General features: G+C 68.5%; 17 protein-coding genes and 1 riboswitch. Of the genes, 10 read left to right on the top strand and 7 right to left on the bottom strand.

Translation table 11 applies throughout. The features are described 5' to 3' along the window. Positions 1-104 precede the first annotated feature (104 nt). The 3 genes from ICG51_RS11010 to ICG51_RS11000 all read left to right on the top strand — a co-directional run bounded on the left by ICG51_RS11010 (position 105) and on the right by ICG51_RS11000 (position 2893). On the top strand, positions 105-449 hold the full coding sequence (locus ICG51_RS11010; RefSeq protein WP_190280402.1) for a carboxypeptidase-like regulatory domain-containing protein: 345 nt from the start codon (positions 105-107) through the stop codon (positions 447-449). Positions 450-519: 70 nt separating this feature from the next. Next, positions 520-1602 (top strand): SRPBCC family protein, encoded by a 1083-nt coding sequence (locus ICG51_RS11005; RefSeq protein ID WP_190280401.1) that lies wholly within the window; start codon positions 520-522, stop codon positions 1600-1602. After that, the gene (locus ICG51_RS11000; RefSeq protein WP_190280400.1) at positions 1595-2893 is read left to right on the top strand and encodes an amino acid permease; all 1299 of its coding nucleotides are present in this window, start codon (positions 1595-1597) and stop codon (positions 2891-2893) included. Before ICG51_RS11005 ends, ICG51_RS11000 begins: the two co-directional genes overlap by 8 nt. On the opposite strand, the gene ICG51_RS10995 is transcribed toward ICG51_RS11000, so the two are convergent. Continuing rightward, on the bottom strand, positions 2880-4127 hold the full coding sequence (locus tag ICG51_RS10995; protein ID WP_255428754.1) for a multidrug effflux MFS transporter: 1248 nt from the start codon (positions 4125-4127) through the stop codon (positions 2880-2882). The two genes, ICG51_RS11000 and ICG51_RS10995, sit on opposite strands and share 14 nt — an antisense overlap. A gap of 194 nt (positions 4128-4321) precedes the next feature. Beyond that, a riboswitch (glycine riboswitch) is annotated at positions 4322-4451 on the top strand. Between the two features lie 34 nt (positions 4452-4485). On the opposite strand from ICG51_RS10995, the gene gcvP reads away from it, so the two are divergent. The 6 genes from gcvP (at position 4486) to ICG51_RS10965 (ending at position 17814) form a co-directional block, all read left to right on the top strand. Beyond that, a complete protein-coding gene (gene gcvP / locus ICG51_RS10990; protein WP_190280399.1) occupies positions 4486-7398 on the top strand; it encodes an aminomethyl-transferring glycine dehydrogenase in 2913 nt (970 codons plus the stop codon). Between the two features lie 241 nt (positions 7399-7639). Beyond that, positions 7640-10531, top strand: coding sequence for a TonB-dependent receptor (locus ICG51_RS10985; protein ID WP_190280398.1), 2892 nt, complete (start codon positions 7640-7642; stop codon positions 10529-10531). Between the two features lie 51 nt (positions 10532-10582). Then, complete coding sequence (alr, locus tag ICG51_RS10980) at positions 10583-11896, top strand: alanine racemase (RefSeq protein WP_223809434.1); 1314 nt, start codon at positions 10583-10585, stop codon at positions 11894-11896. Between the two features lie 210 nt (positions 11897-12106). Beyond that, positions 12107-13105, top strand: coding sequence for a serine hydrolase domain-containing protein (locus ICG51_RS10975; protein WP_223809433.1), 999 nt, complete (start codon positions 12107-12109; stop codon positions 13103-13105). A 137-nt stretch (positions 13106-13242) separates the two neighbouring features. Continuing rightward, positions 13243-14694 (top strand): DUF4932 domain-containing protein, encoded by a 1452-nt coding sequence (locus ICG51_RS10970; protein WP_190280397.1) that lies wholly within the window; start codon positions 13243-13245, stop codon positions 14692-14694. Positions 14695-14916: 222 nt separating this feature from the next. Continuing rightward, positions 14917-17814 carry a TonB-dependent receptor gene (locus ICG51_RS10965; protein ID WP_190280396.1) on the top strand — a complete coding sequence of 966 codons (2898 nt, stop codon included), beginning with the start codon at positions 14917-14919 and terminating at the stop codon, positions 17812-17814. Between the two features lie 78 nt (positions 17815-17892). Here the strand turns inward: ICG51_RS10965 and ICG51_RS10960 are convergent, their stop codons facing one another. Next, on the bottom strand, positions 17893-20550 hold the full coding sequence (locus ICG51_RS10960; RefSeq protein WP_190280395.1) for a M1 family metallopeptidase: 2658 nt from the start codon (positions 20548-20550) through the stop codon (positions 17893-17895). A 91-nt stretch (positions 20551-20641) separates the two neighbouring features. Then, positions 20642-21295 (bottom strand): hemolysin III family protein, encoded by a 654-nt coding sequence (locus tag ICG51_RS10955; RefSeq protein ID WP_190280394.1) that lies wholly within the window; start codon positions 21293-21295, stop codon positions 20642-20644. Between the two features lie 131 nt (positions 21296-21426). Between ICG51_RS10955 and ICG51_RS10950 the strand changes: the two genes are divergently transcribed. After that, positions 21427-21744, top strand: coding sequence for a hypothetical protein (locus ICG51_RS10950; RefSeq protein ID WP_190280393.1), 318 nt, complete (start codon positions 21427-21429; stop codon positions 21742-21744). 69 nt (positions 21745-21813) lie between these two features. On the opposite strand, the gene ICG51_RS10945 is transcribed toward ICG51_RS10950, so the two are convergent. The 4 genes from ICG51_RS10945 to hflK form a co-directional block, all read right to left on the bottom strand. Then, entirely contained in the window at positions 21814-23106 is a 1293-nt protein-coding gene (locus ICG51_RS10945) for an adenylosuccinate synthase (RefSeq protein WP_190280392.1), read from the bottom strand. A 237-nt stretch (positions 23107-23343) separates the two neighbouring features. Continuing rightward, positions 23344-23529, bottom strand: a complete 186-nt coding sequence (locus ICG51_RS10940; RefSeq protein WP_190280391.1) for a DUF2065 domain-containing protein — start codon at positions 23527-23529, stop codon at positions 23344-23346. Between the two features lie 42 nt (positions 23530-23571). After that, a complete protein-coding gene (gene hflC / locus ICG51_RS10935) occupies positions 23572-24435 on the bottom strand; it encodes a protease modulator HflC (RefSeq protein ID WP_190280390.1) in 864 nt (287 codons plus the stop codon). Beyond that, complete coding sequence (hflK, locus tag ICG51_RS10930; protein ID WP_190282454.1) at positions 24432-25496, bottom strand: FtsH protease activity modulator HflK; 1065 nt, start codon at positions 25494-25496, stop codon at positions 24432-24434. The genes hflC and hflK overlap by 4 nt, the downstream gene beginning before the upstream one ends. Positions 25497-25532: the final 36 nt, after the last annotated feature.

Genomic DNA, 25532 nt, shown 5'->3' with positions numbered 1-25532 from the left:
CCGGCGCAAGCCGGCCTTTCTGTTCCGGGATGCCGAAAGTCACTTGCCCGCGGCGAAGCCTTGATGCAGTTTCGCGACTCCTCCACACCGCATCGATGATCGCCATGCGCCGCAATGCCAAAGTCGTTTTCGCCAGCACCCTCCTGGCGGCCTCCCTGCACATGGCCGTCCATGCGCAATCCAGTGGTGGGAACATCACCGGCGAGGCATCAAGCGGCGACACCGTGACCATCACCGGCGTCGATACCGGGTTCAAGCGCGAACTGAAGATCGAGAAGGATGGCAAGTACCAGATCCGCCGTGTGCCGACAGGCGAATACCAGGTCGTGCGGGTCCACAAGGACGGCACCATCGACCCCGTGCAATCCATCACCGTGCGCGTGGGCAGCACGGCGCGGGTCATGGAACCCGGCCAAACCGACACCAAGGCCGCGACTTCGGATTCCTGAGCACTCGCGTTGATCGAAGGCCGGCACAAGCCGGCCTTCTTTTTCCCGGCTGCAGCGCGATACTGGGCGCATGCACACCGACCTTGCCCCGCAGCCGCCCGCTACCGCCACCGCCCTGCCCGCACGCTTCTACGCGGGGCCGGAAATGGCCGCCACCGACCGCAGCGCGATCTTCGACCGCAGCTGGCAACTGGTCGCGCACGTCTCGCAGCTGCGCGGCATAGGCGACCACGTCGTTGCCAACCTCGCTGGCCTGCCGGTGATCGCGGTGCGCGGCGCCGACGGCACGGTGCGGGTGATGCACAACGTCTGCCGCCATCGTGCCGGCCCCATCGCGCAGTGCGACGGGCTCGCCGCGAAGGCGTTGCGCTGCCGCTACCACGGCTGGACCTACACGCTGGAAGGCCAGCTGCGCTCGGCGCCGGAAATGAAGGACGCGCAGGGGTTCGACGTCGCCGACGTGAGCCTGCCGCAGCTCGCCGTGAAAGTCTGGCAGGGGCTGGTGTTCGCGGCGGTCGATGAAGCGAACGCACCGGACTTCGAAGCCTTCGTCGCCGGCATCGACGCCCGCCTCGGCACCGACCGCGGGCTGGAGAACTACGGGGGCCACCATCGCGCCAGCTACGACATCGCCTGCAACTGGAAGGTGTACGTCGACAACTACCTCGAGGGCTACCACGTCCCGTTCGTGCATCCGGGCCTGAACCGGCTGCTGGACTACCGCAGCTACCGCACCGAACTTTCGCGCTGGCATTCGCTGCAGTGGAGCCCGCTGGAGAGCGACCCCGCGCTGTACGGGAACGGCGACGCGCTGTACTACTGGCTGTGGCCGAACACCATGCTCAACATCCTGCCCGGGCGCCTGCAGACCAATACGGTGGTGCCGCTGGGCGTGGACCGCTGCCGGGTGGTGTTCGACAGCTACTACGCCGATGCCTGCGACGCCGCGCGGCGCGATGCCGACCTCGCCTTCAGCGACGAAGTGCAGCATGAGGACATCGGCATCTGCGAAGACGTGCAGCGTGGCATGGCTTCCGGCAGCTACGTGCCGGGCCGGCTGAACCCGCTGCGCGAGACCGGTGTCCACCACTTCCACGAACTGCTGCGCGATGCGTATCGCAGCGGCACAACGGCTGCCGGCGGCAATGACTGACGCCCACGACCAGCCGGAGCCGAAGGAGCGCAGGCCCCTCGGCCCGTGGTCGGCCACCGCGCTGGTGGTCGGCAGCATGATCGGCAGCGGGGTGTTCCTGCTGCCGGCGTCGCTGGCGTCGTACGGCGGCGTCAGCCTGCTGGGCTGGGCGATCACCCTGTCCGGCGCGCTGGCGCTGGCGCTCACCTTCGCCCGCCTGGCGATGCGCTGGCCGCAGACCGGTGGTCCCTATGCGTTCGCCCGCAACGCCTTCGGCGAGGCACCGGCGTTCATGGTCGCGTGGAGCTACTGGGTGTCGATCTGGAGCGCCAATGCGGCCATCGCGGTGGCCTTCGCCGGCAGCCTGGGCGCGCTGTTCCCGGCGCTGGTGGCGACGCCGCTGCGCGCCGGTGCCTGCGCGCTGGCGGGGCTGTGGCTGTGCGCCGGTATCAACCTGCTGGGGCTGCGCGAAGCGGGCCGGATGCAGATCGTGCTGACCGTGCTCAAATTCGTGCCGCTGGCGCTGTTCGCCGGCATCGCGATCTGGTTCATCGAGCCGGCGCAGTTCCAGCCGTTCAACCGCAGCGCGGAATCGCTGCCCACGGCCACCCATGCCTGCGTTGCGCTGGTGCTGTGGGCACTGCTGGGGCTGGAGGCCGCCACCGTGCCGGCCGGCGCCATTGATGACCCGGCGCGCACCATCCCGCGCGCCACCCTGGCCGGCACCCTGCTGGCCGGCATCGCCACCGTGCTGGCGGTGACCGCGGTGATCGGCATCGTCCCGGCGGCGCAACTGAAGGACTCCACGGCACCCATGGCGGATGCCGCACGGATGCTGTGGGGCGGCTGGGCGGGTATCGCCATCGCCATGGTGGCGGCGGTGTCCTGCCTCGGTGCACTCAACGGCTGGGTGATGCTGTCGGCGCAGATCCCGCTGGCGGCGGCCCGCGACGGCCTGCTGCCGCGCGCCTTCGCCCGCCAGGACGCGCGCGGCACGCCGGCGTTCGGCCTCCTTGCCAGCAGCCTGCTGGCCTCGCTGCTGGTGGCGGCCAACTTCAGCCGTTCGCTGGTGTCGCTGTTCACCTTCTCGATCCTGCTGTCCACCGCTGCCACCCTGCTGCCTTACCTCGCCGGCAGCGCCGCCTGGCTGCTGCGCGGCGAGCGCAAGGGGCGCGCGGTCGCGGCGTTCGCGCTGGCCTACGGCGCCTATGCCCTGCTCGGCGCCGGCACCGAAGCGCTGCTCTGGGGGGGTGCGCTACTGCTGGCGGGCGCGCCGGTATATGCGTGGATGCGCCGTCCTACAGCTCGCTAGGCTCCATGGCGGCTGGCACCAGCGGCACCCGCAGGGCGCGCCCAGAGACGCGGTTTTCCCACCACCAAAACAGCCAGCCGCCCAGCACGAACGCGGCGGCGCCCAGCGCCAGTTGCAGGGCGCTGTCGCTGAGCAGCGGCGACAGCAGGCCGGCGATGACCGCGTTGCCCAGCAGGCCGAAGAAGGCCTGCAACGACGACGCGCTGCCGCGCCGGTGCGGGTACATGTCGAGGATGGCGAGGGTGATGATCGGGAACACCAGCGCGATGCCGAACGCGAGCAGGCTCATCGGCAGCACCGCCCACGGCACCGCCGGCACGTCGGCCCACAGGGTGTAGCCCAGGTTGAGCGCCATGGCGGTGCCGCAGCAGGCGAAGCCGATGTTGGCCAGCCGGCGGCCGTCGATGCGCCCGGCGGCGCGGCCGGAAACGAATGCACCCAGCATCATCCCGCCGATCATCGGGATGAAGAACCAGCCGAACTGCTGCTCGCGCAGCCGCAGCAGGTCCAGCACGAAGGCCGGGGCGGAAGCGATGTACAGGAACAGCGCACCGAAGTTGAGCGCCGCCGCCATCGACAGGCGCAGGAAGCGCGGGTTGCGCGCCATCTCCAGGTAGCCGCGCAGCAGCACGGGCGGCCGCAGCGGCAGCCGCGCCGCAGGCGGATGGGTTTCCGGCAGGCCGCGCCAGACTGCCACGATCAGCACCGCCGCGAACGCCATCAGGAACCAGAAGATCGCCGGCCATCGGTGCCAGCCCAGCAGCCAGCCGCCCAGCACTGGCGCCACCGCCGGGGCGATGCCGAAGATCATCGACACCTGACTCATCAGCCGCTGCGCGTCGTCGCCGTGCAGCACGTCGCGGATCACCGCGCGCCCCACGATCAGCCCCACCCCCGCGCTCAGGCCCTGCAGCGCGCGGAACGCCAGCAACTGCGGCAACGTGGTGGCCAGCGCGCAGCCCACCGAGGCCAGCAGGAACACCACCAGCCCGCCCAGGATCACCCGCCGCCGCCCCAGCGCATCCGACAGCGAGCCGTGCACCAGGCTCATCCCGGCGTAGGCCAGCAGGTAGACGCTGATGGTCTGCTGCATGGCCAGTTTGTCCGCACCCATCTGCGCGCCGATCTGCGGGAACGCCGGGAAGATGGTGTCGATGGAGAACGGGCCGAACATCGACAGTCCACCCAGCAGCAACGCCAGGCGACGGAAGGAGATGGGTGGGGTCACGGCCAGGGGATGGGGGAATGCCGGCCGGCAGGATAGCAGCGGCGGGAGCGCCGTCCGTCGCGGAAAAGCTGCGTTGCACGCCTGCAACTACCGCCAGCCGCTATAATCGCGCCACACGGAGGGAGAAGCGCGCGGACCTCGTCCCGCAGCGCTGCCGAAGGCGCAACCGCCCGGAATCGCTCAGGCCCAAGACCGCCGTGTGACCACACTCTGGAGAGATCGGACGCCATCCATCGGCGATACCGGCGCCGAAGGGGCAAGAAGCCGCGCGGATTCCCCTCCCCGCCCGCGCGCTTCCAAACTCTCAGGCAGAAGGACAGAGCGGGCATCCCCTCCTTGCGCCCTCGCGCCCCCGGATGCCGCCATGACCCAGCCCTCGCTCCGCTCGCTCGAACACCACGACGCCTTCATCGAACGCCACATCGGCCCCAACGACGCCGAGATCTCGGCGATGCTGGGCCAGCTCGGCTTCGATTCGCTGGAGGCGTTCACCGACGCCATCGTCCCGGCCAGCATCAAGTCCACCGCCCCGCTGGCACTGCCGGAGTCGATGACCGAAGTCGACGCGCTGGCCAGGATCCGCGCCATCGCCGACAAGAACCAGGTGTTCCGCAGCTTCATCGGCCAGGGCTATTACGGCACCCACGTGCCGAACGTGATCCTGCGCAACATCCTCGAGAACCCGGCCTGGTACACCGCCTACACCCCGTACCAGGCGGAGATCTCGCAGGGCCGCATGGAGGCGCTGATCAACTTCCAGACCATGGTCGCCGACCTGACCGGGATGGACATCGCCAACGCCTCGCTGCTCGACGAAGCCAGCGCCGCGGCCGAGGCCATGACCCTGGCCAAGCGCAGCGCCAAGTCGAAGTCCGACACCTTCCTGGTGATCGGCGATACCCACCCGCAGACCATCGAAGTGCTGCAGACCCGCGCGGAGCCGCTGGGCCTGAAGGTGAACGTGGTGCGTGGTACCGATGCGGTGCACGCTGCCATCGCCGAAGGTGACTATTTCGGCGTGCTGGTGCAGTACCCGGCGTCCAGCGGCTGGATCGCCGACTGGGAGAAGGACGCCGAGGCCATCCATGCGCACAACGCGCTGTTCGTGGTCGCCACCGACCTGCTGGCCCTGACCCTGTTGAAGTCGCCGGGCGAGATGGGCGCCGACATCGTGATCGGCAACACCCAGCGCTTCGGCGTGCCGTTCGGTTTCGGTGGCCCGCACGCCGCGTTCATGGCCTGCCGCGACGCGTTCAAGCGCAGCATGCCGGGCCGCCTGATCGGCGTGTCCATCGACGCCGCCGGCAACCCCGCCTACCGCCTCACCCTGCAGACCCGTGAACAGCACATCCGCCGCGAGAAGGCGACCTCCAACATCTGCACCGCGCAGGTGCTGCTGGCGGTGATGGCGGCGATGTATGCCGTCTACCACGGACCGAACGGCCTCAAGCGCATCGCCCAGCGCGTGGCCCGCTACACCGCCATCCTCGCCGCCGGCCTGCGCGAGCTGGGCCACGCCAGCGTCCACGCCACCGCCTTCGACACCTTGTGCATCGACGCCGGCGACCAGTCCGCGGCGCTGGTCGAGCGCGCCCGCGCGCACCGCGCCAACCTGCGCGTGCGCGGCAACGGTTCGATCTGCATCTCGCTGGACGAAACCACCACCCGCGCCGACCTGGAGCTGCTGTGGCGCATCTTCGGTGGCGATGACGCGACGCTGCCGTCGGTCGACGCGCTGGATGCCAGCGCGCCGTCGCTGATCCCGGCGGAACTGGCGCGCACCAGCGCGTTCATGACCCACCCGGTGTTCAACACCCACCACAGCGAGCACGAACTGCTTCGCTACCTGCGCACGCTGGCGGACAAGGACCTGGCGATGGATCGCACCATGATCCCGCTGGGCAGCTGCACCATGAAGCTCAACGCCACCGCCGAGATGATCCCGATCACCTGGCCGGAGTTCGGCAACATCCATCCGTTCGTGCCGGCCGAGCAGGCGCAGGGCTACAAGGAACTGATCGCCGGGCTGGAAGCGATGCTGGTGGAAGCCACCGGCTACGACGCGGTCAGCCTGCAGCCCAATTCCGGCGCGCAGGGCGAATACGCCGGCCTGCTGGCGATCCGCGCCTACCACGCCTCGCGCGGCGAGAGCCATCGCAACATCTGCCTGATCCCGGAATCGGCGCACGGCACCAACCCGGCGTCCGCCAACATGTGCGGAATGAAGGTGGTGGTCACCAAGTGCGACGCCAACGGCAACGTCGACGTGGAAGACATCCGCGTGCAGGCCGAGAAGCATTCGGCCAACCTGGCCGCGCTGATGATCACCTACCCGTCCACCCACGGCGTGTTCGAGGAGGACGTGGTCCGCATCTGCGAGCTCATCCACCAGCACGGCGGCCAGGTGTACACCGACGGCGCCAACATGAATGCCCTGGTCGGCCTGGCCAAGCCCGGCAAGTGGGGCTCGGACGTCTCGCACCTCAACCTGCACAAGACCTTCTGCATCCCGCACGGCGGTGGCGGCCCCGGCGTCGGCCCGTGCGCGGTGAAGTCGCACCTGGCGCCGTTCCTGCCCAAGGCATTCGGCGAAGGCGGCGTGCGCACGGCGGGCAGCGGCGGCGGCGCGATGGTGTCGGCGGCCAGCTTCGGCAGCGCCTCGATCCTGCCGATCAGCTGGATGTACATCGCGATGATGGGCCGCGACGGCCTGCGCAAGGCCACCCAGGTGGCGATGCTCAACGCCAACTACATCGCCAGGCGCCTGGCCCCGCATTACCCGACGCTCTACACCGGCCGCAACGGGCTGGTCGCGCACGAATGCATCCTCGACCTGCGCCCGCTGGAGAAGCAGTCCGGCATCAGCGCCGAGGACGTGGCCAAGCGCCTGATCGACTTCGGCTTCCACGCCCCGACCCTGAGCTTCCCGGTCGCCGGCACGCTGATGGTGGAGCCGACCGAGTCCGAATCGCAGCACGAACTGGATCGCTTCATCGACGCGATGATCCAGATCCGCGCCGAGATCCAGGACGTGATCGACGGCAGGCTGGACCGCGCCGACAACCCGCTCAAGCACGCGCCCCACACGGCGATGCAGGTGTCGGCCAGCGAATGGGCCCACGCCTACCCGCGCGAGCTGGCGGCGTTCCCGCTGCCGGTGCTCAAGCAGGTCAAGTACTGGCCGCCGGTGGCGCGCGTGGACAACGTGCATGGGGACAAGAACGTGATGTGCGCCTGCATTCCGGTGGACGCGTACAAGGACGACGCCGACGCCTGATCCTCCGCGATCCATGGCCATGCGCAGAGAGCCCCGCCTTGCGGGGCTCTCTGCGTTCAGGGGAGTCAAGTCCGTTCAGGAATTGATTATTCGAACAAATAGTTTCTGAAGAAATCTATATTCAACCGCATCGGATTCCCGCTAGAGTGGGCCAGGAAGCTTGCGCCGGGGGACCAGGGGCCCGCTTCCACACGCGGTAGCGCACAGCTGCCTACGCCACCTGTCGACTAGGGGAATACCGATGGCTTCACGCCACAAGCCCGTCCTGCGCCACCTGACGCTCGCCCTGCTCTCCGCCCTCGCCCTGCCGGCCATCGCCCAGCAGCAAGCCGGCGACGACAACAAGACCGAAAAGCAAACGCGGACACTGGATACCGTGACCGTGACCGGGTCGCGCATCAAGCGCACCGACGTGGAAGCGGCCCTCCCGATCACCATCGTGCAGAAGGCGGCCATCGAGGCGCAAGGCATTACCTCGGCGGAGCAGCTGCTGCAATTCCTCAATGTCGCCGGCAATGGCGCGGATGGCATGGTTTCGGCCTCCGTCGACATGGATCTGGGGGAACTGCGCGGCACCGCAGGCGTCTCCGGCGCCAACCTGCGCGGCCAGGGCTCCGACGCCACGCTGGTACTGTTGAACGGCCGCCGCGTGGCAACCCACGGCCTGCGTGGCCAAGCGGTGGACCTGAACTCCATTCCCTTCGCGGCGATCGAGCGCGTTGAGGTCCTGCGCGACGGCGCCTCGGCGATGTACGGCACCGACGCCATCGGCGGCGTCATCAACTTCATCACCCGCAGCGACTACCAGGGCATCGTCGTCAACGCCGGCCTGGACGTGACGCAGGAAGGCGGCGGCAACATCTACACCTCCAGCATCCTTGCCGGTACCGGCGACCTCGAGGCCGATGGCTGGAACGTCTGGGGCACGGTCAACTACCGTCGCAGCGAGATCCTGCGCAGCCACCAGCGCGACTTCGCCAACAGCTTCCAGCCGGATCGCGGCGTTTCGCCCGACACCCGGGGCACCCCGTTCGCGACGGTGACCAATGCCGCGGGCGGCATCATCCAGGGTGGCCTGACGGACCCCGCCGGCGGGGGCGCCCAGCGCTTCATCAACATCCTCAACCTGCCGGGTGGCGCTGGCTGTGCCAATGGCGGCGACAACATGGGGCCGTATGACTACCGCCTGTGGGACAGCGCCAGCTCCAAGTACGCCTGCGCCTGGGACTACCCGGCGGCACAGCCGCTGCAACAGCCTCTGGAGGGCGTGCAGGCGCTGGGCCGGGCCACCTTCAAGATCGGCGCCAACCACAAGTTCTACGCGGAGCTGATGGCGTCGCAGGTGAAATCCCAGCGCGAGTACGAACCCCTGCAGCTGACGTCCAGCGCATCGGCGACCGCCGTCCTCGACCCCAGCACCTGGTATCCGCTGAACAGCCAGACGCGGGCGACCTACGACAAGATCTTCAATGCGCTGACCAACTATTTCGGCCCGGCCAACCTGGTCTACGGCAACAAGATCCCGTACCGCTGGCGCTGCGTCGCGTGTGGACCGCGCCAGATCGAAACCACCACCAAGGCGTTCCGGCTGCTGGCCGGGGTGGAGGGCAGCATTGGCAACTGGGACTACGACGTTGGCCTGTCGCATGCGTCCAACAAGGCCGAGTCGGTCCTGGCCGGCGGGTACTACTTCTCGAGCGGCCTCAAGCAGGCGCTCGGCAGCGGCCTGCTGAATCCGTTCCTGACGCCCGGCGAGCAGCAGAGCGCGGAAGGCATGGCGGCGCTGCAGGCGGCTTCGGCCACCGGCGTGCACCTGTACGGCGGCGAATCCGCCGTCACCACCCTGGATGCCAGCTTCAGCGGCGGCCTCGGCTTCAGCCTGTGGGGAGAAGAAGTACAACTGGCCACGGGCGTCGAGGCGCGCCGCGAGGAATACAAGTTCGGTGGCGTCCAGGTGCTCAACGGCCTGCCGCTCAACTACAACACGCTGTACCAGGCGCCGTTCGACGACACCAGCGAACTCCCCAAGGTGACCCGCGATGTCAAGGCGCTCTACGTGGAAGCCTACGTGCCGATCGTGAAGGGCTTCGACGTGACGCTGGCCGTGCGGCGCGACCAGTACGACACCTTCGGCGGGACCACCAATCCGAAATACGCGTTCAAGTGGCAGCCGGTTGAGTCGCTGGCGTTCCGCGGCGCCTACAGCACCGGCTTCAAGGTGCCGGAATTCACCAAGCTCTTCGCCGGCGTGAACCGCGTGGAGTACTTCGGTCGCGACCTCGTCGATCCCGCCAGCTGCCCCGGCGGCTCGGTCAATTCGACCATTCCGGGCTGCGACCTGATCCAGCCCACCATCATCACCGGCGGCAAGATCGACCTGCAGCCGGAGGAGTCGACCCAGAAGAGCCTGGGCGCGGTGTTCGCCCCGAACAGCAGGTTCAACATCAGCGTGGACTGGTGGGAAATCGAACGCACCAACACGATCCGCGTCCCCAACCTCGCCACGCTGACCGCGAACTACGCGCTGTTCGGCGAGAACTGGATCCGCGACAGCAGCGGCAAGGTCATCGCCATCGACCAGCGCTACATCAATTCCGGCGGCACCCTGACCCGCGGCGTGGAGCTGGACGCCAACGTGAACGGCGAGCTGGCCGGGGGGCGCTGGCAGGTGAACCTCAATGGCAGCTACATCGACACTTTCAAGGAAAGATCGCTGGCCAACGAGCCCTACAGCAGCAACAAGGTGGGCGAGTACGTCCGCTTCTACAACCTGCCGCTGAAGTGGAAGCACACGCTGGGCTTCACCTGGGCGAAGGGCGACTGGGTGCACACGCTGACCCAGGTCCATCGCGCGGGCTACAAGGACGAGGAGCCGGTGAGCGTCGAGGGCGGCTTCTACACGCCGACGAACTGGAACCCCGACGTCGACAGCTACACGACCTACAACTACAGCCTGACCTGGTCGGGGATGAAAAACACCAAGATCAGCTTCGCCCTGCGCAACCTGCTGAATACCGACCCGCCGTTCACCGCGCACCAGGTCGATTTCGCGTCCGGCGCCGCCTGGGAACCCCGTGTCGCCGATCCGCGCGGGCGCTCGTTCAACTTGATGGTCGAGTACAAGTTCCACTGAGTCTGCCTGCCGGGCCGCCGCCCGCGCGCCGTCGTGACATCGCGTCGGCGTGTGGGCGGCGATCAACTGACCCGCATCCCTCATCCGCTGTCACCACCGATACCCGTTTGCAGGAGCGCCGCCATGCCCGACCGCCGTCCCATCTGGCTTGATCGCCGCCGCTTCCTCGCGGCGGCGACGGGGACGGCGGTCGCCATTGCGGTGGAAGCCCAGGCGGCACCCCTGCTGGGCGCACGCAAGCCATCGCGGGCAGAGGCATCGAACGCCTGGATCGAAGTGGACCCGGCCATCTTCGACGACAACCTCGAGCGTATCCGCGCAATGCTGACGGGCGGCGCGCAGGTCTGCGCGGTGATGAAGGCGGATGCCTACGGCATCGGCATCGACATGCTGATGCCCAGCGTCATCAAGGCGCGCATTCCCTACGTCGGCATCGCCAGCAACGAAGAAGCACGCGTGGCGCGCGCATGCGGGTTCAAGGGGCGGATCATGCGCGTGCGTTTGGCCACCGCAAGGGAGATTGCGGCAGCTGCGCCCTACGATGTGGAGGAGCTGGTCGGCAACCTGGAGGCGGCTGATTCCATCCTCCAGGTCGCCCGCAAGCGCGGCCGCCGCGCCCGCGTGCACCTGGCCCTCAATTCCGCAGGCATGAGCCGCAACGGCGTGGAGCTGCGTACCGATGCCGGTCGGCGCGAAGCCCTTGCACTGGCGGAAAACGAAGGCCTGCAGATCGTCGGCCTGATGACACACTTCCCGTCGGAAGATCCGGCGGAACTGCTGCGCAACGTGGAAACGTTCCAGCACGACGCGGAGTGGCTGTTCGCAAACACGCGGCTGCGCCGCGAACAGGTCCTGCTGCACGCCGCCAACTCGTTTGCCATCCAGCACGTACCACAATCCCACCTGGACATGGTGCGTCCGGGCGGCGCCCTGTACGGCTATGGCGGCACACCCAAACCGCCGTTCGCGCATGTCGCCGCCTTCAAGACGCGCGTCGCCTCCGTGCAGGCGTATCCGGCAGGCAGCACGGTGAGCTACGACCGGACCTTCACCCTGTCCCGCGACTCGCTGCTGGCCAACCTGCCGGTGGGATATTCGGACGGCTACCGCCGCGCCTACTCCAACAAGGGCAGCGTCCTGGTCCGTGGACAGCGCGCGCCCGTCGTCGGGCGCGTCACCATGAACACCACGATGGTGGACGTGACGGACATCGTCGGCGTCCGCCCCGACGACGAGGCGGTGCTGTTCGGCAGGCAGGGCGAAGACCAGATCACCCAGGCCGAGATCGAGGAGATCACCGGCGTCATCCTTGCCGACCAGTACACGGTCTGGGGCAATTCGAATCCAAAGATCTTGCGCCGCTGAGCGGCCAGGGAGACACACCGCATGTCCGTCCGATTCCGAGATCCGCGCCCCCTCGCGTCCTGCATGCCGCGGATGGTCCTGCTGTCCGCGCTGTGCCTGGTGCCGTTACTCGCGCAGGCGGCGCCGCAGCAGTCCGACACCGCGATGGCCCAGGCCCGCGCGGCAGGCGCACACCCCGTTCCCGCAACGGCGCCCGCAAGCCCCGCGCCCATGGCCGTGATTGATCGACTGATGCAGCCTTACGAGGGCGATGTGCCCGGTGCCGCGCTGCTGGTGCTGAAGGATGGCAAGGCCATCGTGCGGCGCAGCTATGGGCGGTCGGACCTGGAGCGCGGCACCAAGAGCAGTCCCGCCACCAATTACCGGCTGGCGTCGGTGAGCAAGCAGTTCACGGCTGCGGCAGTGCTGCTGCTGGCGCAATCGGGCAAGCTCTCGATCGACGACCCGGTTCGCAGGTGGCTGCCCAGCCTGCCGCCCGCAGCGGATGGCATCACCCTGCAGCACCTGCTCGATCACACGTCCGGCGTGCTGGATTACGAAGACCTGATGGCCAAGCCCTACCCGGGCCAGATCAGCGACGCCGGCGTACTGGCCTTGCTTGAACAACAGGACCGGCTGAACTTCACGCCCGGCAGCACCTATCGCTACAGCAACAGCGGCTACGCCCTGCTTGCGCTGGTGGTGGAGCGCGCTTCCGGCCAGAGCTTTCCCGACTTCCTGCGCAGCCGCATCTTCAAGCCGCTGGGCATGCGCAGCTCGCTGGCCTATGTCGCCGACGGCCCGTCCATCCGCCATCGCGCCTGGGGTTACAGCGAACAGGACGGAATCTGGCAGCGCACCGACCAGAATGCCTACAGCGCGGTGCTCGGCGACGGCGGCATCTACTCCAACATCGACGACCTGGCACGCTGGGACGCCGCGCTGTACGACGACCGCCTGCTCGACGACGCCATGCGCGCGCGCGCGTTCGGCAAGCAGGTGAAGGTCTCCGGCGATCCGGAAGCGACCTACTACGGCTACGGCTGGCGGGTGAACGAAGACGGTAGCCGGCAATGGCATTCCGGCGAGAGCATCGGCTTCCGCAACACCATCATCCGTTGGCCCGGACAGCATCTGACGGTGATCCTGCTCAGCAACCGCAACGAGCCGACGCCCTACCAGACCGCACTCGAGATCGGCACCGCGTTCCTGCAGGCGGCAGACCCCTGACCTGACCCACGACAACCTAGCGCGGCGCGGGCCTGTCGTCGCGTGGGCCTGCCCCTGTCGGACGTCACTTTCCCGCCGCCCCGCCGGGCCCTAGATTGCCGGAATCGCGGCCATGCGCCGCCTGCCGCTGCGCGCCCATGAACACGATCCGTCACCGCCTGCTGCTGGGCGTCCTGCTCGGCGCCCTTGCCCCCGCCACCGCGCCCGCCAGTGGCATCGGTTCCGCAACGGCGGCGGTGCCGCAAGCCATTGAAGTCCGCGTCGACCCGCGGGTCGAGCTCGCCGCGGTGATGGCCAGGCTGGCCGGCTTCGAGGAATACCAAGCTCGCGGCATCGAGGCCTACGACCGCGCGGTGGACGCGCACTTCGCGCCGTTCCGCGGCCACCCTGCGGTCGCCACCCTGCGTGCCCTGCGCGAGCAGCGCCGGATCGCCTACAACGCGGTGGTGGAAGCGGGCCTGATGGGCGCATCGAGCGACTGGTCGCCGGCGCTGCCGCTGGCCCCGTGGCCGGACAGCCTGGACCCGCGCTGGGACGGGGCGTCACTGCGCAGCTTCCTGCAGGCGGCCAAGCGCTTCGAACGCGACACCGGTGCCCGCGCCTTCTTCGCCGGCCAGCGCGCCGTGCATGCCGAGGTGGAAGCCCGCATCCGCGCCAACCTGCAGCAACGGCTGGACCTGCGCTGGTACGCGCAGCGGCTGCCCGCGCAGGGCATCCACCACTTCGTGGTGGTACCGGGCCTGCTGGACGGACTCAACAGTTACGCCGTGCGCGTGGGTGACACGGTCTACGGCGTGCTGGCCACGCCCACGATCCGCGCCGGCGAAGCCATCGATTACCCGGCCGATGCGCAGCTGGCGCTGCTGGTGCACGAATTCCACCACGTCTACCTGAACCCGTGGGTCGACGACAGCATGGGCGTCCTCGCCGCGCCGGCGCAGCGGCTGTTCGACGTCGTCGCCCCGACCATGCGCGGCCTGGCCTATGGCGAACCGCGGATCCTGCTGTACGAGTCACTGGTGCGCGCCAACACTCTCAGCTATCTGCGCCAGCACGGCGAGGAAGCGGTTTTGCGGCGCGCGATCGCAGAGGACCAGGGCAAGGGCTTCCCCTGGACACCGGCACTGGCGGACCTGCTGGACACCGCCGAAGCCGCCGGCAAACCGCGCTTCGACGCCGGCACCGCGCCCGCGGTGGCCACGCTGCTGGACGACTGGGCAGCGGACAACGGCGCCCGCATCGTGGCGGAGCAACAGCGATTGGCAGCGGAACAGGCCCGCGTTCTCGCACAAGGGCCGCAGCTGACCACGCTGTCGCCCGCCGAGGGCGCCCGACTGGCCGCCGGTGACAGCGTGCTGGAGCTGCATTTCGACCGCCCGATGGACGGGCGCATCGCGATCTTCGGCGACGTCCCGACGGTCACCGGGAAGCCGGCTTGGGACGAGGCGAAACAGGTGCTGCGGATCCCCGTGAGGCTGGAAGCAGGCGCGCGCTACCGGTTGCTGCTGAACAGCGAGTCCGACGGCGGCTTCACCAGCCGCGCAGGAGAAAAACTGTCACCGCGCAGCTGGACATTCTCGGTGGATTGACCGATGCGGCTACCCGGCAGCAGGCGGCGGCGAGCCGTGCGCGCCAGCTGACCCGGGCGCGACGTGCAGGTGCCCGCGATGGCCCGGCTATTCCCCGGCACCGCATTCCCGACTAGATTGGGCAGGTGTCCGTCGCATCGCTCCGCGGGGCGGGGCGGCAGGACCGCGCGCCAGCCCATCGGGCAGCGGCCGACTTCCAATCAATCCCTGGGGAGGGAATACATGAACAACCGTGCGAAACCCGGCAAGCATCGGCTCTGCATCGCCCTGCTGGCTGCGCTTGCGCTGCCGGCGATGGCCCAGCAGGCCCAGGACAAGCAGCCCGCCGCAGACGGCAAGGTCAGGACGCTGGACCGGCTGACCGTCACCGGTTCGCGCATCCAGCGCACCGAAATCGAACAGGCGCTGCCGGTGACCTCGGTCACCCGCGCGCAGATCGATGCCGCCGGCATCACCTCGGCCGAGCAGCTGTTGATGCAGCTGAACATCGCCGGCAACGGTTCGGACAACCTCTCCAGCAATGCCGGCATCGTCCATGAGGACCAGCGCGGCAACAACGGCGTTTCCGGTGCCAACCTGCGCGGCCAGGGTGCCGATGCCACGCTGGTGCTGCTGAACGGCCGCCGGGTGGCCACGCACGGCCTGAAGGGCCGCGCGGTCGACCTCAACGCGATCCCGTTCGCCGCGATCGAGCGGGTGGAGGTGCTGCGCGATGGCGCTTCCGCTATCTACGGCACCGATGCCATCGGCGGCGTGATCAACTTCATCACCCGGCGCGATTTCCAGGGTGCGCAGGTATCGGCCTTCGTCGACGTCACCGAAGCCGGCGGCGCCAATGTCTACCGCAGCAGCCTGCTGTTCGGCCGCGGCGACCTGGACCGTGACGGCTGGAACGCCTTCGGCACCGTCAGCGTCAAGCGCAACACCATCCTGGAAGGACACGACCGCGATTTCTCCAACACCTTCCAGCATGATCGCGGCCTGTCGCCGGACACCCGCGGCACGCCGTTCGCCACGGTGTTCAGCCTGGGCAGCTCCGGCGTGGGCGCCAGCAGCATGCTCCGGAATGGCGTGCTGGATCCGGGTGGTGGCAGCACCCGCATGACCGCAGTCAACATCTACAACCTGCCCGGCGCGGAAGGCTGCGAGGCGGCCGGCCCCGACATGGGCCCCTACGCCTACGACCTCTGGGGCGTGCCGGCCTCCCGCTACGCCTGCGCATGGGATTACCCGGCGGCGGCGGTGATCCAGCAGCCGCAGGACAGCGTAGATTTCGTGGGCCGCGCCACCTTCAACATCGGCAGCGCGCACCAGGCCTACGTGGAGCTGACCGCATCGCGGGTGGAGGTAGCCAAGACCTTCGAACCCAACCAGATCTCCTCCAGCACCAGCACTGCCGCCACCTCGCTGGGCCCCAGCACCTGGTACCCGCTGAACGCCACCACCCAGGAGACCTATGACAAGGTCTACGACGCCCTGGCCGGCTACTTCGGCGCGGGCCAACTGACCTATGGCGCGCCGATCGCCTACCGCTGGCGCTGCATGGCCTGTGGCCCGCGTCAGATCGAGACCACCACCAACGCCTACCGCTTCGTCGCCGGCATCGGCGGCCTGCTGGGCGACTGGAGCTACGACGCCGGCCTGACCCGCGCCTCCAGCAAGTCCAAGTCGATTCTGGGCACCGGCTTCCACTACACCGACGCGCTGAAGACGGTGCTGGGCAGCGGCCTGATCAATCCGTTCCTGGCACCCGGCCAGTCGCAGTCCGCGGCAGCGATGGCGGCGCTCGATGCAGCCTCGGCGCGGGGCGTGGCGCTGTACGGCGGCGAGTCGATCACCACTTCGCTGGACGCCTCGATCTCTGGCGAGCTGGGCTTCTTCCGCCTGCCCGCCGGCAGCATCGCGATGGCGGCAGGCGTGGACCTGCGCCGCGAGGAGTTCCGCTTCAACGGCGACCAGCGCGCCGACAAGCGCACCGTGTTCAATGCCCCGTTCGATGATGCCAACGCGCTGGACAACGTCAGCCGGGACATCTCCGCGGCGTACGTCGAGTTCGAGCTGCCGGTGTTCAAGGGCTTCGACCTCAACCTGGCCGGGCGCTATGACCATTACAGCGGCTTCGGCGGCACCACCAACCCGAAGGTATCGTTCAGGTACCAGCCGATGGACACGCTGCTGTTCCGCGGCGCCTACAGCACCGGTTTCAAGGTGCCTTCGTTCAACCAGTTGTTCAACGGCGTCAGCGAAGTCCAGTACACCGGCCTGGACCTGGCGGACCCGAAGACCTGCCCCGGCGGGAAGGCCAATCCGAACGTCGCCGGCTGCGAAACCATCCGCCCGGACGAGCTGTTCGGTGGCAAGGCCGACCTGAAGCCCGAGACCTCCACCCAGCGCAGCTTCGGCCTGGTGTGGTCGCCGATGGCGCAGTTCAACCTGGCACTGGACTGGTGGGAGATCGAGCGCGAGGACACGATCCGCGCGGCGCCGCGCGACACCCTGATCCAGTACTACGACCTGTTCGAGGCGAACTGGATCCGCGATGCCAACGGCCAGGTGGTGCAGATCGACCGCCGCTTCATCAATTCCGGTGGCAGCCTGATGCGCGGCGTCGAACTGGACGCCAACCTCAACGGCGAGCTCGCGGGCGGTCGCTGGAACCTCAACCTCAACGGCAGCCTGATCACCCACTTCCGCACCAAGGCGCTGGACACGCTGCCCTACACCGACAACCTGGTTGGCACCTATGTGCGCTACTACAACCTGCCGATCCAGTGGAAGCACACGCTCAACTTCAGCTACAGCCGCGGTGACTGGTCGCACAGCCTGACCCAGATCTACCGCGACGGCTACGAGGACGAACTGCCCAACAGCGTGCGCAGCAACAACTACATCCCGCCGGCGTGGACGCCCAACGTGGAGAGCTACACCACCTACAACTACAGCGTGACTTGGACGGGCATCGACAAGCTCAAGCTCGCCCTCGGCGTGAAGAACCTGTTCGACACCGACCCGCCGTTCACCGCGCACCAGAACGACTTCGCGGCAGGTGCAGCGTGGGAGCCGCGCATCGCCGACCCGCGTGGCCGTGCCTTCACCCTGCTGGCGGAATACAGCTTCTGAGTCGGCGTTGTCCCGAACGGCAAAAAAGAGAGGCCCCGCATCGCGGGGCCTCTTCATTTCCTGCAGGCGCAACAGCGGTCACACGCCCTGCTGCTTCAACCACGCATCGACCTGCGGCAGCCGCTGCTGGCGCAGCTTGACCCGGGTCTGGATGCCGTTGACCACGCGCTCGGCATCGCGACGCGACGTGGGGGCGATATGCGCTTCGGCGAAGGCATTGATCTTCTCCACCATAGACAGGTCGCTGGCACTGCCACCGAGCCCGGGATAGAAGCGCGCGCGCGAGGTGGAGTCGACCAGCTTGTCCACCTGCTCGCGGTGGGCGACGGCGAAATCGAAGGCCAGATCGGCGTGTTCCCACGACACCGCGGAGATCATCGCCGCACCGTTGGTGGCGCCGGGTTCGTCGGTCAGCGTCATGTCCAGCGCGCGCTGCGCCAGCGCCTTGTCCTTGGCCCGCGCCAGCAGGCCGTAGTACTGGTCGCGCAGCATCGAGGACTTCTCCTGCCGCGCCAGCGCGTGCAATCGCTCCCAGGTGGCGGTATCGGCATTGCGCGCCATCATGCCCAGCACGGTGCGGCGCAGGTCCGGTGACAGCGAAGCGGGATCGACCAGGAACGCATCGAAGCGCCGGCGCGCTTCCGCCAGCACCCCGGCATCGCCCAGTTCGCCCAGGGTCGAAATCAGGCTGTTGCGCAGCTGCCGGGTGGCGGCAGAGTCGCCGGCACGGTTGTCCCAGCCCAGCTGGGCGAACTTCGGCGCCAGCCGCTTGATCGCGAAGGCATGGATCGCAGCCTGGCGCTTGGCATCGCCCTTGAACAGATCATCCAGGCCACCGAGCGAGCCGGCCACCATCTGCCACAGCTCCGGCGCCGCCTCGGCCGGCACCTGCATGGCCAGGTCCAGGCTGTCGGATTCCGGCTGCAGGCCGACCGCGGCCAGCGCGCCGGTATCCAGCATCAGGCCCATCTGGTCGACCACCGGCAGGGTGGCGAAGCCGCTGCGCAGCGCCTTGAACTGGGCCGGTGCGTACAGCGTGCGGAAGTAGCCCTTCTGCCCGGCATTCACCAGCGCCGGCGCGTCGCAGCCGGGCAGGGTCACGCTGGCCTTGCCGTCCACCAGCACGCGCACCGCCTTGCCTTCGCCACCGCGCACGCTGACCGGCACGCGCCAGCGCAGCGGCGTCTTGTCGGGGCGGTCCACGGTGTACTCGCCCTGCTCCAGCTGCACGCGGGTGCTGCCGCCGACGCAGGCACTGCTCGCCTTGATCAGCGGCACGCCCGGCTGCAGGGTGAAGTCATGCGCGACCGCGACGAACTGCTTGCCGGGTGCGGCTTTTTCGATCTCGTCCCACAGTTGGTCGGTCACCGCATTGCCGTAGGCGTGGTTGCCGATGTAGCTGCGCACGCCGTTGCGCCAGGCGTCCTCGCCCACATAATCCTCCAGCATCGCGATCACCGCCGCGCCCTTGCCGTAGGTGATGCCATCGAAGGCCTGGCTGGCCTGCTCCACCGTCGCTACGTGCTGCACCACCGGGTGGGTGGTGGCGAACGCGTCCTGGCCCATAGCGCCGCGGCTGGTGAAGGCCGCATCGACGCTGTCGACGTCCCATTCCGGATGCAGCTTGCGGGTGGTGCGGCCCTCCATCCAGGTGGCGAAACCTTCGTTCAACCACAGGTCGTCCCACCAGGCCATGGTCACCAGGTTGCCGAACCACTGGTGGGCGATCTCGTGCGCGGCGGTGGTGAACACGCGCTGCTGGTCGGAAACGTTGGACGTCGCCGGATCGAGCAGCAGCGAGGCTTCGAAGGTGAAGATCGCGCCCCAGTTCTCCATCGCGCTGAAGAACTGGCTGCGCCCCGGGGCGGCGATGTTGTCCAGCTTCGGCAGCGGATATTCCACGCCGAAGTAGTCGTTGAACTCGCGCAGCACGTCGCGGCTGGCCTCCAGGGCGAAGCGCGCCTGCTCCACCTTGCCCTTCTGTGCGATCACGCCGATCTCCACGCCGTTGTCGGCAAGGATGGCGCGATCGAATTCGCCCACCGACAGGAACAGCAGGTAGGTCGACATCTTCGGCGTCGGCTTGAACAGGGTCAGCGTGCGCCCGTCGCCCAGGCCGTGCGTGCTGGCCACCGGCATGTTGCTGACCACCATCTGCGCGGACGGCGCGGTCACCGCCAGCCGGAACGTGGCCTTGTGCGCCGGCTCGTCCCAGGAGGGGATGAAGCGGCGCGCATCGGAGTTCTCGAACTGGGTATAGAGCGCGCGTTTCTTGCCGGCTTCGGTCGGATAGTCCAGCGCGAACAGGCCGTTGGCCTGGGTGCCGATCTTGCCCTTGTATTCGATCGTCAGCAGGTAGCTGCCCACCGGCAGGGTCTGGTCGAAGCTGAAGGTCGCCGTCTGCGCCGCGGCGTCGACGCTGGTCTTCGGCGCCAGTGCCTTGCCGTTGGCGCGCGCCAGCCGGACCGTGCCGAACTCGAGGTCGCCCGCGTTCAGGGTGATGCTGCGTGTGGGCGCCAGCACGTCGACGTTGATCCGCACCTTGCCGTCGAACGCCATGCGGTCCGCATGCGGCTCCACTTCGATGTCGTAATTGGTCGGACGGACATCGCGCGGCAGCTGTGTCGTCACCACCACCGGAGCCGAGGCGGGGGCGGCAGCGATGGACTGCGCGTATGCGGCGCCGCCGGCGCCGGCCAGGGCGAGCGCGATGGCGATTGTCAGGATGCGGCGCATGGATCTTCCTCGGGGCGATGGATACGAAGCCCGATCATCCGGCCTGCGCCCGGCAGCGCACACCGCCGGAAGTCATGCGCGCCGTTCGCTGTTACAGCAAGTGCAGCAGCACCGCGACGTAGTGGCAGACGCTGCCGGCGATCACGAAGCCGTGCCAGATCGCATGCGACCAGCGCAGCTGCGGGCGCATGTAGAAGAACGTGCCGGCGGTATAGGCCACGCCGCCGGCCAGCAGCCACGCCAGCGAACCGCCGCCGAGCGCGTGCAGCATGGGCTTGGCCGCCAGGATCACCAGCCAGCCCATGCCGATGTAGATCAGCGTCGACAGGCGCTTGAAGCGACCGGTGTAGAACAGCTTGAACACCACCCCGGCCAGTGCCAGCGTCCAGATCGTGCCGAACAGCCACCAGCCGGTGGGGCCGCGCAGGCCCACCAGGGTGAACGGCGTGTAGGTGCCGGCGATCAGCAGGTAGATCGCACAGTGGTCGAACACCTTCAGCCGGCCCTTGACCACCGGATGCGAGATCGCGTGGTACAGGGTGGAGGCGGTGTAGAGCAGCAGTAGCGCCACGCCGAAGACGATGGCCCCGGCCAGCTGCCAGCCGTCGCCGTAGATCGCGACCAGGGTGACCAGCACCGCGCCGCCGGCCAGCGCGGCGGCAGCGCCCACGCCGTGGGTCAGCGCGTTGGCGAGCTCCTCGCCGGGGTGCGGGACGACATTGGAACGGGAATGGGTGTGCTGCATCGCAGCAGGATAGCGCGTCCAGCCGCCCGTCGGCGCGCCCCTGCGCATCGTCAAAACACAACGGCGGTCGCCGTTTCCGGCCTCGCGGAAGCGTAGAGTGCGGCGTGTTCCCCGCAACCAGGCGGCCCGCCATGGCCCTCACCGGCGTCTCTTCCAACAGTTCCCTGTCCGGCATGCATGCCGCCGCGCAGCGGATGCAGGCCGCGGCCAGCAACACGGCGAATCGGCAGACCGACGGGTTCGATCGCCTCGGCGTGGTGCAGTCGGCGTCCCCGGACGGGGGCGTGCAGGCACGCGTCGTCGCCACCGGCATGCGCAACGACGGCGACGACGCCGTGGTGGCCGACGCGGTCGAGGCGCGCGACGCCGCGCAGGCCTTCGCCGCCAACACCTCGGCGTTCCGCGCCCGCGAGGATGCGCTGGGCACCCTGCTCGACGCCTTCGCCTGACGCCCGAGGCCTGAAACGCAAACGGCCGGCCACGCTCGCGCGGGACGGCCGTTCTTCATTGCGCCCGACTCAGGCGAACGGGTCGCGCAGCACCATGGTGTGGTCGCGGTCCGGGCCGGTGCTGACGATCGAGATCGGGCACCCCGCCAGCTCCTCCAGCGCACGCAGGTAGGCACGCGCCGCCGGCGGCAGCTTGTCCCATTCGGTGATGCCGTGGGTGTTCTCGCTCCAGCCCGGGAACTCCAGGTACACCGGGGTGATTTCTTCCCAGCCCTGCGCATCCAGCGGTGCATATTCGGTGCGCTTGCCGCGGTATTCGTAGGCGATGCACATCTTCAGCGTCTCCATGCCGTCCAGCACGTCGAGCTTGGTGATGCACAGGCCGCTGATGCCGTTGATCGCCACAGCGCGCTTGAGCGCCACGATGTCCATCCAGCCGCAGCGGCGCGGACGCCCGGTCGACGCGCCGTACTCGGCGCCGCGGTCACGGATGCCCTGGCCGACCTCGTCGTCGAGCTCGGTCGGGAACGGGCCGCCGCCAACGCGCGTCGCATACGCCTTGGCGATGCCCAGCACGTAGTCGATCGCGTCCGCGCCCACGCCCGCGCCGGCCAGCGCGCCGCCGGTGGTGGTGTTGGAGCTGGTGACGTAGGGATAGGTGCCGTGGTCGATGTCCAGCAGCGCGCCCTGCGCGCCCTCGAACAGCACCCGCTTGCCCTGCTTGCGCAGCTCGTGGCAGATGCCGGCCACGTCCGACTTCATCGGCTCGACGTATTCGCCGAACGCCAGCGCCTCGGCATACACGGTGTCGAAATCCACCGGCTCCACGCCCAGGTACTTGGTCAGCACGAAGTTGTGGTAATCGAGCGCGGAGCGCAGCTTCTCGGCCAGTTGCTCGGGATAGTGCAGGTCGGCGATGCGGATGCCGCGGCGCGCCACCTTGTCCTCGTAGGCCGGGCCGATGCCGCGGCCGGTGGTGCCGATGGCCTTGCCGCCGGCGGCCTTCTCGCGCGCCTGATCCAGCGCGATGTGGTAAGGCATGATCAGCGGCGCGGCCGGCGAGATCTTCAGGCGGCTGCGCACGTCGACACCGGCGGACTCGAGTTCCTCGATCTCCTTGCGCAGGGCGGCCGGCGAGATCACCACGCCGTTGCCGATCAGGCACAGGGCGCCTTCGCGCAGGATGCCCGACGGGATCAGGTGCAGCACCGTCTTCTTGCCGTTGATGACCAGGGTGTGGCCGGCGTTGTGGCCGCCCTGGAAGCGCACCACCGCACCGATGTCCTCGGTCAGCAGGTCAACGATCTTGCCCTTGCCCTCATCGCCCCACTGGGCGCCCAACACCACGACCGACTGGCCCATGGCCGCAACTCCTTGTTTTCTGGCGGCCATCGGGGCCGCTGGATGGGTGTGCCGGCAAGCCTGCCACCGTTTGCGGGCTGCCATCGGGGCGGCCCGCGGCGGCGGGAACGCCAGACACGGAAAAAGCCGAGGCGAACCCCGGCTTTTGCGCATTCTACCCGCTTATGAAGGCAGCCGCGAACCCGGCGCAGGCCGCCGTTCAGGCCCCCGGATGACGCGTCAGACCGGAGGCAAGACTCAGCCGCGCACCACCCACAGCGACACCAGTCCGAGCGCCAGCACTATGCCGCCGATCCGGCGCACGTGCTCGTCGGGCAGGTTCAGCAGCTGCGCCGCGGCACGCTTCCAGGCACCGGGCGCGGCGAACAGGAACAGGCCTTCGATGACCGCCACCAGGCAGAGTGCGGCCCAGAGGTCAGCCACGGCTATGCAGGTGCCTGGAGAACGCCTTCACGGAGGGCGTCATCAGCGGTCGCTGCGCATGTACTGCAGGAACGGGTCGTTGCGCTCCAGCACGATCACGCTTTCACCGCCGGAGAACGCCCTGCGGTAAGCCTCCAGGCTGCGCTGGAATGCGTAGAAGGACGGATCGCGGTTGGCTGCATCGGCGTAGATGCGCGCGGCCTCGGCATCGCCTTCACCGCGCAGCTTCTGCGCATCGCGCTCGGCCTCGGCCAGGATCACCTGCTGGTCGCGGTCGGCGCCGGCGCGGATCTCGTTGGCCTGCTCCTCGCCCTCCGCGCGCAGGCGGCTGGCCACCTGCTGGCGCTGGGCGCGCATGCGGTTGTAGACGTCATCGATGACGCGGCTGTCGGTGGGCAGGTCGAGCTGCTTGATGCGCAGGTCGATGATCCGCACGCCGAGCGTGGCCGCACCCTTGTTGATGATGTCCAGCTGGCTCTTGACGATCTCGGTACGGTCGCCCGACACCGCCTGCTGCAGCGTCCGCGCGTTGATCTCGTTGCGCAGCGCGTCCTTGATGATCGGCGCCAGGCGATCTACCGCCGCGCCCTCGTCGCCGCCGGTGGCGCGATAGAAAGCGCGCGCATCCTGGATCTGGCCGACCGCGAAGAAGTCCACGCTGACGTCCTTGCGCTCGGAGGTCAGGTAGCGCTCCGGCTCGGCAGGCAGCACCTGCAGGCGCTTGTCGAACACCCGCGCGGTTTCCACCAGCGGCCACTTGAAGTGCAGGCCGGGGCCCAGATCGACCCGCGACACGCGGCCGAGGTTCAACACGATCGCGGTATGGCCTTCGCTGACCACGAACACCGAGCCCATCAGCAGCACCAGCGCGGCAACCACCGCCGCCATCCATCCGGGGAACCTCATCGCACGCTCTCCTCACGACCGGCGGGACGGCCGCTGCGGCCCGGGCGCGCCTGCGCCTCCGGCGCGGCGGCTTCGACCGTCGGCGACAACAGTTCGGGAAGCACCGCCTGCGCGGGTGCCTGCTTGGCGCCGCCATCCATCGGCACGTAGATCAGCTGGCGACCGTCGCCACCGACGATCTTGCGGTTGCGCGCCAGCACGTCCTGCACGGTTTCCAGCCACAGGCGCTTGCGGGTCACTTCCGGCGCGTCCTTGTACTGGGCCACCAGCAGGCTGAAACGCTCGGCGTCACCGGTGGCGCGGGCGATCTCGGCGGTCTTGTAGCCTTCCGCCACGGTGCGCACGCGCGCGGCCTGGCCGCGCGCTTCCGGCACCACCTTGGCGGCGTAGGCGCGGGATTCCGAGATCAGCCGCTCCTTGTCCTGCTGGGCGCTGTTGACGTCGTCGAACGCCGGCTTGACCTGTTGCGGCGGACGCGCGTCCGGCAGATTGAGTTCCGTCACCACCAGACCGGTGCGATAGGCCTCCAGCGACTTCTGCAGGCGCTCGCGCGCCCCTACCGCCAGCTGCTCGCGCGCGCCCAGCACGGTATCGAGGGTGGAACGGCCCACCTGCTCGCGCACGGTGCTCAGCGCGGCCTGACGCAGCACTTCGTCGCCGTCGCGGGTGCCGAACAGGTACAGCTTCGGATCGGCCACGCGGTACTGCACGTTTACCGCGACCTCGACGATGTTCTCGTCGCTGGTCAGCACCGGCACGCGGTCTTCATAGTTCTTGATCTGGGTGGCGTTGACCTTGATGACGCGCTCGATCGGCCACGGCAGCTTGAAGCTCGGGCCGGGCTGCATCACTCGGTCGAACATGCCGAAGCGCAGCACCACCCCGCGCTGCTGTTCGGCAATCAGCACGAAGCAGTTGAACGCCAGCCACAGCGCAAACGCCAGTCCTATCCAGCGCAACGGGCTACCGCCACCGCCGAAGTCCGGCAGCTTGTCCAGCAACCGTCCAAAGCCACCGCCCATGGACCGGCCGGAATTGCCGCCGGGCCGGTTCCACGCCATCCAGACCGATTTGGGCCCGCGCGGGCCGCTGTTTTG

This window comes from Thermomonas sp. XSG (genome assembly GCF_014678725.1).
In the GTDB taxonomy this organism is placed as follows: Bacteria; Pseudomonadota; Gammaproteobacteria; order Xanthomonadales; family Xanthomonadaceae; genus Thermomonas.
This window is presented reverse-complemented; position numbering and strand designations above follow the sequence as displayed.